This is a genomic window from Sphingobium sp. B10D7B, from assembly GCF_025961955.1.
Classification (GTDB): domain Bacteria; phylum Pseudomonadota; class Alphaproteobacteria; order Sphingomonadales; family Sphingomonadaceae; genus Sphingobium.
The window spans coordinates 275,335-290,894 of sequence record NZ_JAOQOQ010000001.1 but is presented as its reverse complement, the minus strand read 5'-3'; the positions used below and the strand labels follow the sequence as shown (position 1 = coordinate 290,894).

Sequence of the window (15,560 nt, the reverse complement as noted above, 5' to 3'; positions counted from 1 at the left end):
CTGGTATATTAATCGGATGTTCAGGCGTCAACCCGGTTTTTTGTACCGACCGATATTTTATTTTGCAGCGCGCAAAATCGGTCTTGGGTCTCCGGGCGCTTTAGCGGCTAGGCCAAATCCCCATGGTGGTCTCGGCAACGCGCTCCAGTTCCTCTCGCGTGGTGCCGGAGCCGGCCAAAACCGCCATGCCCTGCAAAACGGCGATGAGATATTTCGTGATCGCTTCCGCATCGGCGGGCCCGACAAACTCGCCCTCGTCGATGGCGCGCTGCATCCGGGCCACCAATGCCCGCTTCACGGTCTCGCCGCGCTTGAGCACTTCCTCACGGATCGATTGCGCTTCCGCGCCACAGGCGGTGACGCTGATCACGCTGAGGCAGCCGGTGGGCTGGCCATTGCCGGCAATCGTGGAGAGTGCGCCATCGAGCAGATGCTGCGCCACGCCGCGCGCGGTGGGCATATCCAAAGCCGGACCGATATAGGCCAGCTTTTCCCGCTCGTAGAGATCGAGCGCCTGGCGGAACAGGGCCTCCTTGTTGCCGAACGCGGCATAGAGACTCGGGCGGGTGATCCCCATCGCGTCCGTCAGCTCGCTGAGCGACGCGCCCTCATAACCCTTGGTCCAAAACACACGCAACGCGGCCGCAAGCGCCTGCTCGCAGCAAAATTCCCGGGGCCGACCCCTGATGGCGGTCTGTTCCATATCGGGCGGTATAGAATTCCTCGCTGGGCTTGTCGAGTCCGGTGCGACGAAGGGAGCCAGGACGGTCCCGCTCGAGCGGCACGTTCTCCCAGGCATGATAAAAGTTAAGTTCAGACTCTTTTCCATGAACCTTTTCCAGCGCTTGACATTTCAAGCGCAGGATCACTCCGATCCCGATAATGGCAAAGCGGTGGTGACGCCGTGACGCAAAGCTTCCGGCCTTGGGTTCAAGGTAGCGGGGTTGCCGAAGGAGCCGAGGTCGGAGCTGTGTGTGCGTGTCTACGCCTCGCTCTGGCTATGATCGCGCCACACCGCTCCGCGCTACGTGGGCCTGCCATCGGATAGCTCCGTCTCCAGCCCGGCTGCAAGCCTGACAGGAGATGACGCAATGGCTCAGGTTCTTTCCACGACGACATTCCGATCCAACAGAACGTCACGACTATGCCGGGCCATGCCCGCCATAGCCGCCTGCTCCGCGCTCGCCATGCTGCTGAGCGCCTGCGAGACCAGCGGTTATTCCCGCTACGCCAATGTCGGCTCGCCAGCGCCCGGGTCGGGCGGCAGCAGCGATGGCGGCAGCAACAATGGCGGCGGCGGCACTGACACGGGCGGCGGCGGAAATACCGGCGGCGGAAACACTGGCGGCGGGACTACCGGGGGCGGCGGATCGGCCGATGGCGGCGGCAGCACCGGCGGCGGTCTGGCTGGGGGCGTCGTTACGCAGGTCTCCCCGGTTCTGGCGACGGCCGGCAATGCCGTGCTCGGCGTCGCGGATGGCCAGCAAGGCGTGACCACCCCCATCGCCGCTGCCTTGCCAGTCACGCAGCCCGTGACCGGCACGATCACGCGGGTGCTGCAGGATACCGGGACGGTGCTGGTCGATGCCGGCGAAGGTCGCACGCTGCTGCTGCAGGGCGCGCAAGGCGTAGTCGGCGATGTGGTGTCCATCGATGTTGGCGGTCGCACCGTGACCAACGGTCTTGATGGCACAGCGGGCGCGATCGGCGTCGGCGTGCTTGGCGACACCCAGCCGACGGGCACGCTCGCATCCGCCGGCGTGCTGAACGCAGGCAATACCGCGCTGGCGACCGTGAACGGCATCGCCGATGTACGGGTGACCAACATTACGGCGCCCACCGGCGGCATTTCCGACAATCTACTGAATGTCGCGCTCGGCGGCAATCAACTGCTGGGGAGCGGCGATCCGGCGCTGGTCAACGCCAATGTGCTGCCGAACGGCGCGTCCCTGCCCGGCGGGGGCACGGGGGCCGTGGGCGGCGTGCTCGGCGCGGTGAGTTCAACCGTCGGGTCTGTCGGCGGCGCCGTGGGCGTGGGCGGTGACGTCTCAGGCGGCGGCGTGCTTGGCGGCGGAACGGCCACGGGCGGCGACGTAAATGGCGGCGTGCTTGGCACGGTCGGTGCCACGGTCGGCTCGGTCGGCGGTGCGCTAGGCGTTGGCGGCAGCGTCGAAGCCGGTGCAGGCGCAGGCGCCGGCACCACGACCAATGGCGGCTTGCTGGCGCCGGTAACCGGCACGCTCAACACGGTCGGCACTTCCTTGGGACTGGGCCGCTAAACAGCCACCCCGCCTCAAGTCGCCAACCTCGGCGCAACCTTCCCTCCGGTGCGCGGCGGGCGGTCTCAAGACCCGCCGCGCACTCACCGCTCCAAGTCCGAAAGGTCCATATGGTCGCGCTCCTGCCTGCAGCCATTGCGCTGATCGCCATCGCCCAACCCACGGGCAGCGGCCTGACACCGCCCCTCATCGATCAAAGCCAGCCCGGCCCCGCCCCGGTGCTGCCCGCACAGGAGCGGCCGACCGCAGATGATCCGACAGGCCAGGTGGACGTCGAGGCGCAGGCCACCGCCACGCCGATCCGCAGCGTGACTTTTTCTGGCGTCGATGCCCCGGCGCCCGTTGCAGAGGCCGCCCGGACCTTCATCGGCCAGCCGGCCACGCGCGAGACCCTGGGCGCCCTCGCCAAGAGGATTTCCGATGCCTATGCCAAGACCGGCATCGCGCTCTACACGGTCGCCATTCCGCAGCAGGATCTGGCTGAAGGCCATGTCCGCGTGCTGCTGGCCGAAGGGTTTATCGAGGATATCGCTTATCCCAAGGGCGCCTCCCCGCTCATCCAGGCCTATGCTGCCCCGCTGGCGCGCGAGCACCCGCTCAGCCGCCGCACGCTGGAACGCAGCCTCTCGCTGATGCGCGACATTCCCGGGGCGAAGATCGACGCCAATATGTTGCGCGGCGCGCAGGCCGGCGGCGTTCGCCTCGCGATTACGCCGGAGCGGGAATATAGCGACTTCTCCTTCGGCTTCGATAACCGCACGCAAAGCGGGCTTGGCAGCGGGCAGTGGCGCGCATCGGCCAAATTCTACAGCCTGCTACGCGATGGCGACCGCAGTGACCTGACCCTGCTCGGCGCCGCCGATTTGAAGCGCTATCGCTACGCCGGGTTCAGCCACCAGACGCCGCTCGGCACGGACGGCCTCACCCTCGGCCTCTCGACCTCCTGGCTGGATACGCGGCTGCAGGCGCCCGCGATCGTCGGCGAGGCGCAGACGCTTGGGCTCAGCCTCTCCTATCCGGTCATTCGCGGATATAAACGCAACCTCACCCTCAGCGCCGGCATTGACGGGCTGAACAGCGATGCGGCCTATCTCGGATCGGTAATTTCCTCCGACCGCATCCGGGCCGTGCGCGCGGCCGCCGGCTACTCGATCGTGGCGGACAAGAGCGCCTTGAGCCTTGCCATCACCGGCAGCCGAGGCCTCGATATGCTCGGCGCGCGCGGGGTGCCGGGCTTTACCGATATCGACTTCACCAAGATTGCCGGGCGCGCCAATTATGATCGGATGATCGGCAAGCGCCTTGTTGGACGGCTGCGGCTGAGCGGCCAGTATAGCGGCGACCGGCTCGGCGGCAACGAGCGCTTCTCGGTGGGCGGGCCGGAGATTGGGCGGGCATTCGAGACGGCCCTTCTGAGCGGCGACAAGGGCATGGCCGGCCTTTTCGAACTGGCCCTGCGTCCCAAACTGCCCGCGCGCCTGCAGGGGTCGGAAGTCTACGGCTTTGTCGATGGTGCCCGCGTGCGTCTCAACGCCCGCACCGGCCTGCCGGCAGCCAGCTATTCCATGGCCTCGGCCGGCGGTGGCCTGCGCCTCAACTATACTACCCGCGCCTCGCTCTCGCTGGAAGCCGCGCGCGTTATCGAGGCGCCCTTTCCCAACGCCGGGGACGGCTGGCGCTTCAACATCGGCTGGTTCCTGAAACTGCGGCGATAAGCGAACGCGCGGCTCCCGCTTTTTTGCCTTGGCATTCGCAGGCGGCTTCCGGCACAAGCGTGCAGACAAAATCAATCTGACGAGCGGCACGAACGCTCGCGGGGGAGGATGATGTGCACGTTCCGGCGCTCGACCTGGCTTTCCACGTTCGTCTCGATTTCGGCGAAGGGCCGCGCACGCGGTTCCAGCCGGCCCTGCAAAGCTTCACGCGCGGCTTTGTCGCGCTCGCCGGCGGGGTGGTGAGCGGCCCCCGCCTTTCCGGCCATGTCGTGCCCTATTCGGGCGGGGACTGGCCTCGCCTCTGGTCCAGCGGCCTTGTCGAATTCGAGGCGCATTACATGCTGGAAGCCGATGACGGTGCCATGATCTACATCCACAATCGCGGCATCGCCTATGCCAATCCGGAGATGACGGCGCGGATCGAGGCGGGCGAACAGGTCGACCCGCAGGACAATTACTGCCGCATCACACCGCGCTTCGAGGCGCCGGAAGGGCGGCACGCCTGGCTCAACCGCACTATCTTCGTCGGCATTGCCGAGCGGCGAGGCAATTCGACCTTCTTCGATTATTATGCGGTGACCTGAAGCATGACCACCCGCCTTTCCGCCGACGATCAGTTCGGCATCCGCGATGCCATCGCGCATTATGCCTGGGCGCTGGATACCGGCAATGTCGAAGCTTTCGTCGGCTGCTTCACCCGCGACGGGCTGCTGATCTGGGATGCGTTCGAGACGCCGCTACGCTGGCAAGGCGCGGACGCCATCCGCCATTTCGCGACCTTCATTCGCGATCAGCCCGCTTCGGCGGGGCGGCAGCATCACGTCACCAACATCATCGTCACGCCCTGCGAGGGCGGCGCGCGGGCGATCTCTTATGGCGCCGTCGCCCTGCGCCAGGGCGACGGCCCGCACGCCCTGCATGTGATGGGCTATTATGAGGACATCTTCCGGCAGGAGGATGGCGTGTGGCGCATGGCGCAGCGCACGATCCGCGACTGGTCCGGCCCGATCCTCGCGGGCTTTGCGGGGCAGACGGGCGCGCGGGAAGGTCGACCGCTGCCGCCCCCGCTCAAGGGGCTGCTGTACGACAGGCAGGATTGAAACAGCGTTTCAGGCAGGCGGACCGAACGAGATGGATGAATTCGACTATATCGTGGTGGGCGCGGGATCGGCGGGATGCGTGGTCGCATCGCGGCTGAGCGAAGACCCGGGCACGTCGGTTCTGCTGCTGGAGGCGGGCGGCAGCGATAAGCGGCTGGACATCGCCATGCCGCTCGCCTTCCTTAAGACCATCGCCGATCCCAAATTGAGCTGGGGCGACATGGGCGAGCCGGAGCCGCATTTGAATGGCCGGCGGATCTGGATTCCGCGCGGCAAGGTGCTCGGCGGCTCCTCCTCGATCAACGGCATGTTCTACATGCGCGGCCACCCCAATGATTTCGACACCTGGGCGCAAATGGGCGCGCGCGGCTGGAGCTATGACGATGTGCTGCCCTATTTCCGGCGCATGGAGGATAGCTGGCGGGGCGAAAGCGCCTATCATGGCGTGGGCGGCCCGCTGCACGTCGCGCCGATCCAGACCGGGCATCTGCTCCACGAGCCGCTGCGGCAGGCGACGCTGGCGGCCGGCTATCCGGCGACCGACGACATCAATGGCGCGGATGCGGAAGGCCCCGCACTGGGCGAGGTCACCATCGACAAGCGCGGGCGACGGGCCAGCGCTGCGGCAGCCTATATCCGCCCTGCCCTTGGCCGCCAGAACCTGGATGTGCGGCTGAAGGCGCTCGCCCACCGCATCCTGTTCGACGGCAATCGGGCGGTTGGCATCGAATATTCGGTGGACGGCCAGACCCGGCAGGTGCGCGCGCGCCGCGAGGTCATCCTGAGCGGCGGCGTCTATAACAGCCCGCAACTGCTCCTGCTCTCCGGCGTGGGGCCAGCGGCACAGCTTGCCGAGATGGGCATTGCGGTGAAGGCCGATGTGCCCGGCGTCGGCCGCAACATATCCGAGCATCCCTGCTGCATGATGGAGTTCGCGGCGACCAGGCCGGTCACCTTCGTCAAGGAACTGCGACTTGACCGGGCGGCGCGCCATTTTGTCCAGTGGCTGATGCTTGGCACCGGCAAGTTCGCGACCCAGCTCAATAGCTGCAATGTCATCCTGCGCACCGACCCCGCGCTCGCGCAGCCGGACATTCAGCTGATGTGCAATCCGGTGACCTTCGGCGCGCGGCTGTGGATGCCGCCCTTCCGTCCCGCGCCACCCCATAAGCTCGCCTGCGGCGTCGTCGTGCTCAACCAGCGCAGTCGGGGCTGGATGACGCTCCGCTCGACCGATCCCAACGACCGCCCCGCCATCACGCTTAACCTGATGGATGATTGCTGGGACATGCAGACCATGATCCGCGGCATCCGCGAGGCCCGGCGCATCTACCGCACCGCACCGCAGGCCGCGCTCACCGGCACCGAACTCATGCCGGGGGATCAGGTGCAGAGCGATGACGAGATGGAAGACTGGGTCCGCCAGGTAGTCGAGATCGGCCAGCACGCCGTCGGCTCCTGCACCATGGGCACCGGACCCGATGCCGTGGTCGACCCAGCGCTGCGCGTGAAGGGCGTCACCGGCTTGCGCGTCATCGATGCCTCGGTGATGCCGACCGTGCCCGGCGCCAACACCAATGCGACGGTGATCATGATCGGCGAGAAGGGCGCCGATCTGGTGAAGGCGGGCTAGGGCCTGGTCCCCGTCCCCGGCTTCCCTCAGCGCGCCCGTTTGGTGCGCGGCTCCTTCCACTGCACGCCATACAGGTCAAAGCGGCGGTCACGCAGGTTCTGCACCGCGCCGCTCTGCCGGCTGGTCAGCAGATCGTCGAGCGAGAGGTCGGCAATGGCGATCGTCTCGGTATTGGGCGCGGTGTCGGCGGCAACGCCATCACGCGCGAAGGGGAAGTCCGAAGGCGTCAGGATTGCGCTTTCAGCGTAATGAATGTCCATATTCTCGACATTGGGCAGATTGCCGACGACGCCAGACGTGATGACATAGCACTGATTTTCCACCGCCCGCGCCTGGCAGCAATAGCGCACGCGCAGATAGCCGCGCCGCTCATCGGTGCAGAAAGGCACGAACAGCAGCAGCGCGCCCTGATTGACGAGATGCCGCGCCAGCTCCGGGAATTCCGAATCATAGCAGATCATCACGCCGATCGGCCCGCAGTCGGTGGGAATGGCATCGGCGCCGAAGCCGCCCTTGATGTTCCACCAGCGCCGCTCGGATGGCGTGGGGTGCAGCTTCTCCTGCGTGTACATCGCCCCATCGCGCAGGAAGACATAGCTGATGTTGCGGATATCCCCATTCTCGACCCGCGTGGGGTGGGAGCCGCCGATGATGTTGATATTGTAGCTGACCGCCAGCTTCTCCATGAACGCGCAATAGCGCTCGGTATATTCCGCGATCTTGCCGATGGCCTCGCTGGGTGCGAGCTTCGCGCGGGAGATGGAGAGCAGTTCCAGCGTGTAGAGCTCGGGAAACACCACGAAGTCGGCGCGGTAATCCGCCGCGACGTCGACGAAATACTCCACCTGCTCCTCGAACTGCTCGATCCGTGTAATGCCGCGCATCTGGAACTGCACCGTGGCAACCCGCACCGATGACGGCAGCTTGAGGGTGCCATGGTGGGCGCGCCCTGTCCCCTCCTCGGGCGCCAGCGGGTTGGGCCAAAACATCAGCACAGCATTGCCGGCGCTGTCCCGGTCGCCCGGCAGATAGTCCGGCAGGATGCCCTTGGCCTGGAAGCCCTGCCCCAGCTGGAAGTTGATCACCGGATCGCGCAGCTTGCGCTCGATCGCGGCATCGAGATAGGCCTGCGGATCGGGATAATCCCGCCGGCGGCGCGCATAGCCCGGCAGGCGACCGCCAAAGGCGATGCCCTTCAGCTCGAAATATTGGCACAGTTCCTGCCGCTTGCGATAGAAGCGCTGGCCGATGCGCAGACGCCGGAAATCGGGATCGACGCAGACTTCCATGCCGTACAAAACGTCCCCTTCCGGGTCATGGCGCGTGCCGAAGCCATCGCCGGTGATTTCGCCCCAGCTGTGCGGCGCGAAGGCAATCTCCTGCGAAACGATGAGCGTGGCGCAGTGGCCGACGATCGTGCCCTCATAATCGGCGACGAATTGTCCTTCGGGGAAGTTATTGATCTGGCCGCGAATTTGCGCAGCGGTCATGGCCTCGGCCTTGCCATAGACCTTGGAGGAGAGCCGGGCGATCGCGCGCGCATCCTTGGCGAGCGCGGGACGGACGATGAGCTTTGCCTGTGTATGAGCCATGCAGGCGATATAGCGCGATCGCGCCCAGCGTCCATGTTCGTGCAGTCCGGCTGTCCCCACATTGTCTTGCACCCCGGCAATCGGACGACTAGCCACCCCCTGTTCGCAAGGGCAGTCTGGGCGGTTTTCGGGAACCACTCGGTCCTGAAGCGTTTGTTATGCTGGCTTCAAAGTCGCGGACGGCTGGAGCGGGCAACCACAGGGAATGCGACCTTGGCGATAGAATCGGGCGATCACAACGACTTCGCGGCTGAAAACGGGGATACCGCCGCTTCGGACGACAATCAGGGCACTGACGCAGCCGAAGGCCGGGTGACCGTGCGCGGCAAGGATCACTGGCGTGAGCGCACCATCACCGCGCCGGGCCTGAGCGAACGGGGCAACGTATTTTTCGCCGCGATCGAAATGACGCGGATGCCGATGATCCTCACCGATCCCAATCTGCCGGACAATCCCATCGTCTTTGCCAACAAGGCGTTTTTGGACCTGACGCTTTACGAAGAGAGTGAAATCATCGGGCGCAACTGCCGGTTCCTGCAAGGCGCCGAGACGGACCGCGAGCGGATCGCCGAACTGCGCGATGCCGTGGCGCGGCATGAGTCCATCGCGCTCGAAATCCTCAACTACCGGCGCGATGGCACGCCGTTCTGGAACGCGGTGTTCATCGGCCCGGTCTATGACGTCTCCGGCAAGCTGCTCTACTTTTTCGCCAGCCAGCTGGACGTGACCAAGCGGCGCGAAACCGAGCAGGTGCTGCGCCAGGCGCAGAAGATGGAAGCGATCGGGCAGCTGACCGCTGGCCTTGCCCATGACTTCAACAATCTGCTGCAAGTGATCGGCGGCAGCCTGGAGCTGGCCTCGAACCGCATCGAGGATGAGCGGGCCGGGCGGCATATCGAGAATGCGCAGCACGCTGCCGCGCGCGGGGCAAAGCTGACCGGCCAGTTGCTCGCTTTCGCCCGCAAGACGCGGCTCACGCCCCGATCAGTGGACGTGAGCGATTGCGTGCAGAGCTTCGTGCATGTGCTGGAGAGCGCGCTCGGCAGCGATATCGAGTTGCACCTCAGCCTGCGGCGGGGCCTGCCGCGCATCCATGTCGATCCCGACCAGTTCGAGATGGCGGTGCTCAACATCGTGATGAATGCCAAGGACGCGATGCGCGGCGCCGGCGGGCTGGTGACCATCACGACCGGCAAGCTACATCTCAATGGCGATGCTGCCGCCCGCCAGCTTCCGCCCGGCGACTATATCAGCCTTGAGGTGACGGATGAGGGCGAAGGCATGCCCGCCCACGTCGCCCAGCGCGCGACGGAGCCCTTCTTCACCACCAAACCCACCGGCCAGGGCACGGGCCTCGGCCTCGCCATGGCCAGCGGCTTCCTGCAGCAATCGCGGGGCCGGCTGGAGATTGAGAGCGAACAGGGCGTCGGCAGCACGATCCGCCTGCTTTTCCCGGTCTCCGTGCAGAATGACGAGGATGACCGCGCCGGCAACCCCGCCCCCATCACGGCGGCCGCGCCCGCCGATGGCCCCTCCGGCAAGGCCCATATTCTGGTGGTGGAAGACAGCCCTGAAGTCATGGCCCTGTCCCGCGAGATCCTCGAAAGCGCCGGCTATCGCGTCTCGACCGCCATCTCCGGCGACGAGGGTCTCAAGGCGCTGAAGACCCTGATGGAGGCCGACCCGGTCGATCTTCTCTTCACCGATCTCGTCATGCCAGGCAGCCTGAATGGCATTTTGCTGGCGGAGGAAGCGGTGAAGCTGGTCCCCGGCATCGCGATCCTCATGACCACCGGCTATAATGAGCAACTCGTCTCCGATGGCCCGCAGACCATCTCGCAAGATGTGATCGGCAAGCCCTATCGCCCGGCCGAGCTGCTCAACAGGGTCGAGCAGGCGCTCAAGAACCGGGCCACCGCCGGCGATGCCCGCCGGCACCGCTCCGATTACGGCCACGCCGAAGCCTGATCGAGCGGGCCGGCTGACGAGGGCGCGGGCGTAAGACGATCTATTCTCACGCGCGGCCCATGAACGCCACCGAGCATCTGGCGTTTCCTAAAAAGGTGAGATATAGGCGCGCCAGCCATCCCCGCAGCGCGCTGCATCAAGGGGTTCGCGCCGTGCGGGCGTGGTGGAATTGGTAGACGCAGCGGACTCAAAATCCGCCATCCGCAAGGATTTGTCGGTTCGAGTCCGACCGCCCGCACCAGATAGTCGGTGATTCCCTGAGATTCGTGAGCCGTGGTAGGGCCGTGGCATAACTCGCGCAGAACTGCGCCGTTTCGGCGCCGTCAATTCGGCGGTTGAGGTGTGCAGACTGAGCTCGCAGGCGGCGTCGGCCATTTATGCGATGTTATCTCAGGGGTCATTTTCCAGACCTCATGACAGGTCTGCGCTGCGCGGCGTCGAACAGAAAGCGGCCGGAGGACATCCGGCCGACGCTTTCCCTAGATGGGTGAAGGAAGTTACCTGCAGCCGAGCAAAGCCCGCTGCTCACTCCAGCTGATCGGCAGATCGATGCTGAGCAGTCCTTTGGTCGTGAGCGAAACCGGCTGGGTGCCCTCGATGCATTGCGCCACAATGTCAGGCGCAAGCGTCGCGATCCGCATCAGCTGGGCGGACCGCTTGCGGCACTTGCCCTGCGCGTCGGCAAGTGATGCCAAGCTATGCTCCGGGGCGCCGAGCAGCGCCTGATGCAGCGCTCGGGCCTCAGCGATCAGTGCGACCAGCGGCGTATTGACCGTATCGGCTGACCGATCCTGCGAGTCGCCGATGATCATGCGGACATCCTTGCCTTGTCGGATGCGGATCGCACGGCTTGTCAGTTGCACGGGATGATCATGCGCCAGTTGATCGAGACGCAGGAGGGCCAGCAGCTTGTCACGGTCGAGAGTGATGGTGATGCCCTCATCAGCCATATCGATTCGTGAGAGAAGCATGGTCAATATGGCCGTACGCTTTGATGCTTTGTCCAGATCGGCTGCAGCCTGTGCTGCCTTGGTAAGTGCGTTGATCGCTTGGCTAGTCCCGGCAATGTCGATGATCGCCCGACGGTCCATGAGCCAGCTCTTCAGGCGCTCGATGACGATCCGTTCGATCTCCGGCGCGCTGACCCGCCATGGTTTTTCGCTGCTGCCGATGAGTGCGTTGGGATGGGTTACATAATAGCGATAGCGCTTGCCGGCCTTGGCCGTGTGGCTGGGTGACATCTTTCGGCCTTCCCCATCGTGGATCAGACCGGTGAGCAAGCTGCGCTTGGGAGAGCGCCTGGCCGAGGGGTTGTTGCGTCCCAGTTCCAGCTGCCGCTGCACAGCATCCCAAAGTGCCTCATTGATGATCGCGTCGTGCTGGCCGTCATAGACCGCGCCCTTGTGTACGACCTTGCCGCGATAGATGGCATTGCCCAGCAGATGAGAGAGCGCGCCGCGACTGAACGCGATACCACCCCGACCATGAAGCTGCTTGGTGCGATAGCCATCGCGCAACAACTCTTCGACCAGAGCCTGTAGGGAACCCAGCGCAAGGTAGCGGGTCATGATGTGCCGGACCTGTTGTGCCTCGGCCGGGTTGATGACCAGCGCCCTGTCCTTCACATCATAGCCAAGCGGGGGATTACCGCCCATCCACATGCCCTTCTTTTTCGAGGCGGCGATCTTGTCGCGGATGCGCTCACCAGTCACCTCGCGTTCGAACTGGGCAAAGGAGAGCAGCACATTGAGGGTGAGCCGCCCCATGCTGCTGGTGGTGTTGAACGCCTGCGTGACCGAGACGAAGCTGGCGCCTCGGGCATCGAGGATCTCGACGATGCGGGCAAAGTCGGAGAGCGCACGGGTCAGGCGATCGACCTTGTAGACCACGATTACGTCGATCTTTCCGGCTTCGACATCTGCCAGCAGGCGGACCAGCGCGGGGCGATCCATTGACCCACCTGAGTAGCCGCCATCGTCATAGGCGGTCTTGACCAGGGTCCAGCCTTCATGGCGCTGGCTGACGATGTACGCCTCGCAGGCCTCACGCTGGGCATCGAGGCTGTTGAATGCCTGCTCCAGCCCTTCCTCGCTGGACTTGCGGGTGTAGACGGCGCAACGCACCGCGCCGCGCGGTCCTTCCGCCACCTTGGGCCGCCTAGCCATGATCATGCAGCCCGAAGAAGCGGGGACCTGACCAGGACGTTCCGGTCACCGCGCGGGCAATAGCCGAGAGCGACCGATAGCAGCGCTCTTCCCACACATAGCCATCTTCAAGCACAGTGACGCTAATGGTCCGCCCATTCCACTGCCGCACGAGATGCATCCCGCTTTTAAGCGGGACGCTTTCCTTGCCGGCAGCAAGGCGACGAAGGGCCTGGCCATGGGAGGGCGACAGCCCTCCCATGGTTTTCTCATGCAGCGCATAGCCGAAGAGCCGGCGCAGCAGATCGGCGCTGACCCGCGGCGGTTCGGTTCTAAGCGACGATCGCCAATGGTCACGCAGCTCACTCAGCGACAGCGCCGCCAGAGCATCAAGGCGTGCCTCCAGGCTCATGCCGCAGCGCTTTCGACCAGACGATAGCAGGCCCGCTCACCACTCTTGTCCAAGGTAATCACGTGGCCCTTCTTGCGCATGCCGGTGAGCGCCGCGCGGGTGCTGTGCGGCAACCAGCCGGTCATGCCGACCAGCTCATCAAGCGATGCGCCTTGCTCGCGGCCCAGGATGTCGAGCACCTGCTCTGTCTTTGACCGTGTGCGGTTTGGTGGCGTGACGACGGCCGCAATAGGAACAGTCTCAGCCTGAGCGTCCTGCTCGCTGTCCACACCGATCGCTGCACGACCCGCTTGGGTGATGACAAGTGCGAAACGATCGTCCCCCTCTTCCCGCCAGACCTTGGGCAGATCGGTGGTCGCCGCTTCCTCGATCAATCCTCGCCTGATCAGCGGGGGAATAACCTTGCGGATCCGGCCCGCCTGATCGGCGAGGTGATCGGGCGGTGGCAGCAAGCTGCCATCATCGCGTTGGGCAGCAGCGGACAGCAGGACGAGTTGCAGATCGTTGAGCTTGGTCATGGGTGGTCTCCTCTTTCGGAGCAGCAATCGTGCTGCTCCCACCACCCAGAGCCCTGTCGACCAAGCCGGCAGGGCATGTCCGCAGCGTTGCGCCGCGGCTCCACCAGCACCAATGCTCGGTGTCAGGAACAAGTCCAGTCGAATATGCGGGCTCGCGGAAGATGCCCGCAGGATCGCCACATGATGCCGTGACACAAATGATGATGGATCACCGAGACGCAGCCATCGCACTCACCCGCCACTTGCGAGTCTCGCGCCGTGGAGAGATAGGCACACCATGACCCAATCTCAGTTGGCTGATCTCCTTATCGCACGACTGGTCCGCGATCATGGCGGCACCCATCAACGCTGGCGCAAACTCATAAGCACAATCCGGACCTATGATCTCAAAACCCATCCGCATTGCAACTGGATGATCGATGCGACCGGCTCGACGTCCGACATCGCAAAGGTTGAAAGCTTGCTTGATGAACTGCGGCAGAGCCACCCGTGCATCACGGCTGACCGTTGAAACTGGCGCGCTGGCGGCAGGAAGCCGCCGGCCGATTTGTTGGACAGTCTGGACTGTCAGCTAACGTGTGCCGATTATATGGAAGCAGACATTCAGACGCGACGAGAGCAATGACCGCTTCCCGAAACTGGCATTCGTTGATCCGGCGGGACGGGCGGCCGGTTTGCTTCTAACTGACCAGGCTCTTTATATTTCACCTAACCTGACCGGCGCAACGGGCAGCTGCCGACCCGCGGCGGACTTAGGAAAGGCATGTTTGCGGATGATCGTTTTCTGTCCAGCGCGCCTACAGCACTTTGAGTTCGACGAGATCAGACTCGGTCTTGGTTAAGATCAACGCGAAGCAGGCATCGCAGCATCGCCTGCCAGTCGAGTATGCTGTCCCAAGCTTTGGAATTTCAATGCAATGGCTTCCGGCGACCAGGTTATCGCCGCACCGGTAGCATTTCGAGAGCCTGGTGACTCGCACGCGTTTCGGGCGTCCGTTCGTTCCGCCGATGAGCGATGGGGTTGGTCCTCTAGGATTGGTTTTTGTCATAGTCCGCCTTCGCCTTTCGAACGCGTCGCACTAATGTTTGAAGCAGATCGTCCAGGTCATCGAGGACGGAGCGGAATTCTTCGATAGTCGCTGACTGACGATCTTTACCCAGTCGCTTCTCGATCTCCTTGTTGACCATCATCAAGGCGCAGACGTAGTTGTTTTTGCCCGTCAAGCGGAGCGACATGTACTTATAGACCATCTCGGTCCCAGCCTGCGTCAGCCCTGCATGGTTGAGGAGGATGTTCGCCAGCCGCTTGGCCTGTTCCTGCAGGCGGCGGCGCCCTTCCTCCCATTCGCGCTGCGGCTGGACAGCGAATGGCTCGGCGGCCGCGCCCTTGCGAATCGGGGACTGCTGAGCAACCCGCACCATCTCTTCAGCCTTGCTCGCCATAGCTATAACCGCCGCGCTTCCTATCTACAGGGAATGAGGATATTTTCGATCGGATATGAAGGTGCGACCCAGGCGGAGTTTGTATCCTCTTTGCTTCGTGCCGGAGTGAAATGCGTCGCTGACGTTCGCGCAGTCCCGCTTTCCCGCCGACCGGGCTTTTCGAAGAATATTTTGGCGGCCAGGTTACGAGAGGCGGATATTGCCTATGTCGGCTTGAAGGCTCTTGGCACGCCCCCTGCAGGCCGCGAAGCGGCGAGAAAAGGCGATCATGCTCGCTTGGCCGAGGTTTATGCCGGTCAGCTGGAACTGCCCGATGCAATCGCGCAAGGAGCGCAGTTATGCGACCTCGTGAACGAGATGCCTACCGCCTTGCTTTGTTTCGAGCGCAACCCAGAAAGTTGTCACCGTTCTCTACTGATTGGCGCTCTCATGCCTGACGCAGAGGTCACGCATTTGTTCGCATGAGCGTCAGATATGTTCGGAAATCCAGCTAGGGCCCTCCCCACTAACGAATGTCCGGCTTCGACACTCAAGCGAAGCGTGCTGAACAACGGCTATGTTGGCGGCAACCGACCAAACCTGGTCGTTCGGGCCTCTTCATTCCGACGGGCAGGACGCGCAAACATATCACGTCAATGAGGTGCCAGTTCCCCTGCCCAGCGCCTTATTACCATTGGGCCGAGACACCGACACAGTGCTGACCGATGCTTCTGATGCACGCTCAACATGAGGGGTTGGCCGCCTTTCCGCTCTTAG

The 15,560-nt window shown here is 64.1% G+C and carries 14 protein-coding genes, 1 tRNA gene and 1 riboswitch; of the genes, 9 read left to right on the top strand and 6 right to left on the bottom strand.

The window, feature by feature from the left end; genetic code table 11:
* Positions 1–100: 100 nt before the first annotated feature.
* On the bottom strand, positions 101–703 hold the full coding sequence (locus M2331_RS01340; RefSeq protein ID WP_181561294.1) for a TetR/AcrR family transcriptional regulator: 603 nt from the start codon (positions 701–703) through the stop codon (positions 101–103).
* A gap of 171 nt (positions 704–874) precedes the next feature.
* A riboswitch (cyclic di-GMP riboswitch) is annotated at positions 875–952 on the top strand.
* A gap of 202 nt (positions 953–1,154) precedes the next feature.
* On the opposite strand from M2331_RS01340, the gene M2331_RS01335 reads away from it, so the two are divergent.
* The 5 genes from M2331_RS01335 (at position 1,155) to M2331_RS01315 (ending at position 6,727) form a co-directional block, all read left to right on the top strand.
* Positions 1,155–2,279 carry a hypothetical protein gene (locus M2331_RS01335; protein WP_181558623.1) on the top strand — a complete coding sequence of 375 codons (1,125 nt, stop codon included), beginning with the start codon at positions 1,155–1,157 and terminating at the stop codon, positions 2,277–2,279.
* A 110-nt stretch (positions 2,280–2,389) separates the two neighbouring features.
* Positions 2,390–3,994, top strand: coding sequence for a ShlB/FhaC/HecB family hemolysin secretion/activation protein (locus tag M2331_RS01330; RefSeq protein WP_181558622.1), 1,605 nt, complete (start codon positions 2,390–2,392; stop codon positions 3,992–3,994).
* Between the two features lie 113 nt (positions 3,995–4,107).
* The gene (locus M2331_RS01325; protein WP_181558621.1) at positions 4,108–4,578 is read left to right on the top strand and encodes a DUF3237 family protein; all 471 of its coding nucleotides are present in this window, start codon (positions 4,108–4,110) and stop codon (positions 4,576–4,578) included.
* A 3-nt stretch (positions 4,579–4,581) separates the two neighbouring features.
* Entirely contained in the window at positions 4,582–5,094 is a 513-nt protein-coding gene (locus tag M2331_RS01320) for a nuclear transport factor 2 family protein (RefSeq protein WP_181558620.1), read from the top strand.
* 31 nt (positions 5,095–5,125) lie between these two features.
* Positions 5,126–6,727 (top strand): GMC family oxidoreductase, encoded by a 1,602-nt coding sequence (locus M2331_RS01315; protein ID WP_181558619.1) that lies wholly within the window; start codon positions 5,126–5,128, stop codon positions 6,725–6,727.
* Between the two features lie 26 nt (positions 6,728–6,753).
* On the opposite strand, the gene M2331_RS01310 is transcribed toward M2331_RS01315, so the two are convergent.
* On the bottom strand, positions 6,754–8,319 hold the full coding sequence (locus tag M2331_RS01310) for a carbon-nitrogen hydrolase family protein (protein ID WP_181558618.1): 1,566 nt from the start codon (positions 8,317–8,319) through the stop codon (positions 6,754–6,756).
* Positions 8,320–8,532: 213 nt separating this feature from the next.
* Here M2331_RS01310 and M2331_RS01305 point away from each other — a divergent pair, with 213 nt between their 5' ends.
* The gene (locus tag M2331_RS01305; RefSeq protein WP_264592246.1) at positions 8,533–10,287 is read left to right on the top strand and encodes a PAS domain-containing protein; all 1,755 of its coding nucleotides are present in this window, start codon (positions 8,533–8,535) and stop codon (positions 10,285–10,287) included.
* A 154-nt stretch (positions 10,288–10,441) separates the two neighbouring features.
* Positions 10,442–10,528, top strand: a tRNA-Leu gene (locus tag M2331_RS01300).
* Positions 10,529–10,784: 256 nt separating this feature from the next.
* Here the strand turns inward: M2331_RS01300 and M2331_RS01295 are convergent.
* From M2331_RS01295 to M2331_RS01285, 3 genes are read right to left on the bottom strand one after another with little or no spacing between them, the layout of a single operon-like run.
* A complete protein-coding gene (locus M2331_RS01295; RefSeq protein ID WP_181558616.1) occupies positions 10,785–12,452 on the bottom strand; it encodes a recombinase family protein in 1,668 nt (555 codons plus the stop codon).
* Complete coding sequence (locus M2331_RS01290; RefSeq protein ID WP_181558615.1) at positions 12,445–12,843, bottom strand: DUF2924 domain-containing protein; 399 nt, start codon at positions 12,841–12,843, stop codon at positions 12,445–12,447. Before M2331_RS01290 ends, M2331_RS01295 begins: the two co-directional genes overlap by 8 nt.
* A complete protein-coding gene (locus tag M2331_RS01285; RefSeq protein ID WP_181558614.1) occupies positions 12,840–13,361 on the bottom strand; it encodes a DUF3489 domain-containing protein in 522 nt (173 codons plus the stop codon). The genes M2331_RS01290 and M2331_RS01285 overlap by 4 nt, the downstream gene beginning before the upstream one ends.
* 277 nt (positions 13,362–13,638) lie before the next feature.
* On the opposite strand from M2331_RS01285, the gene M2331_RS01280 reads away from it, so the two are divergent.
* Positions 13,639–13,872 (top strand): hypothetical protein, encoded by a 234-nt coding sequence (locus M2331_RS01280; protein ID WP_181558613.1) that lies wholly within the window; start codon positions 13,639–13,641, stop codon positions 13,870–13,872.
* A 518-nt stretch (positions 13,873–14,390) separates the two neighbouring features.
* Here M2331_RS01280 and M2331_RS01275 read toward each other — a convergent pair.
* Positions 14,391–14,804, bottom strand: coding sequence for a hypothetical protein (locus M2331_RS01275; protein ID WP_181558612.1), 414 nt, complete (start codon positions 14,802–14,804; stop codon positions 14,391–14,393).
* Between the two features lie 33 nt (positions 14,805–14,837).
* Between M2331_RS01275 and M2331_RS01270 the strand changes: the two genes are divergently transcribed.
* Positions 14,838–15,269, top strand: a complete 432-nt coding sequence (locus M2331_RS01270) for a DUF488 family protein (RefSeq protein ID WP_181558611.1) — start codon at positions 14,838–14,840, stop codon at positions 15,267–15,269.
* The last annotated feature ends 291 nt before the right edge of the window (positions 15,270–15,560 follow it).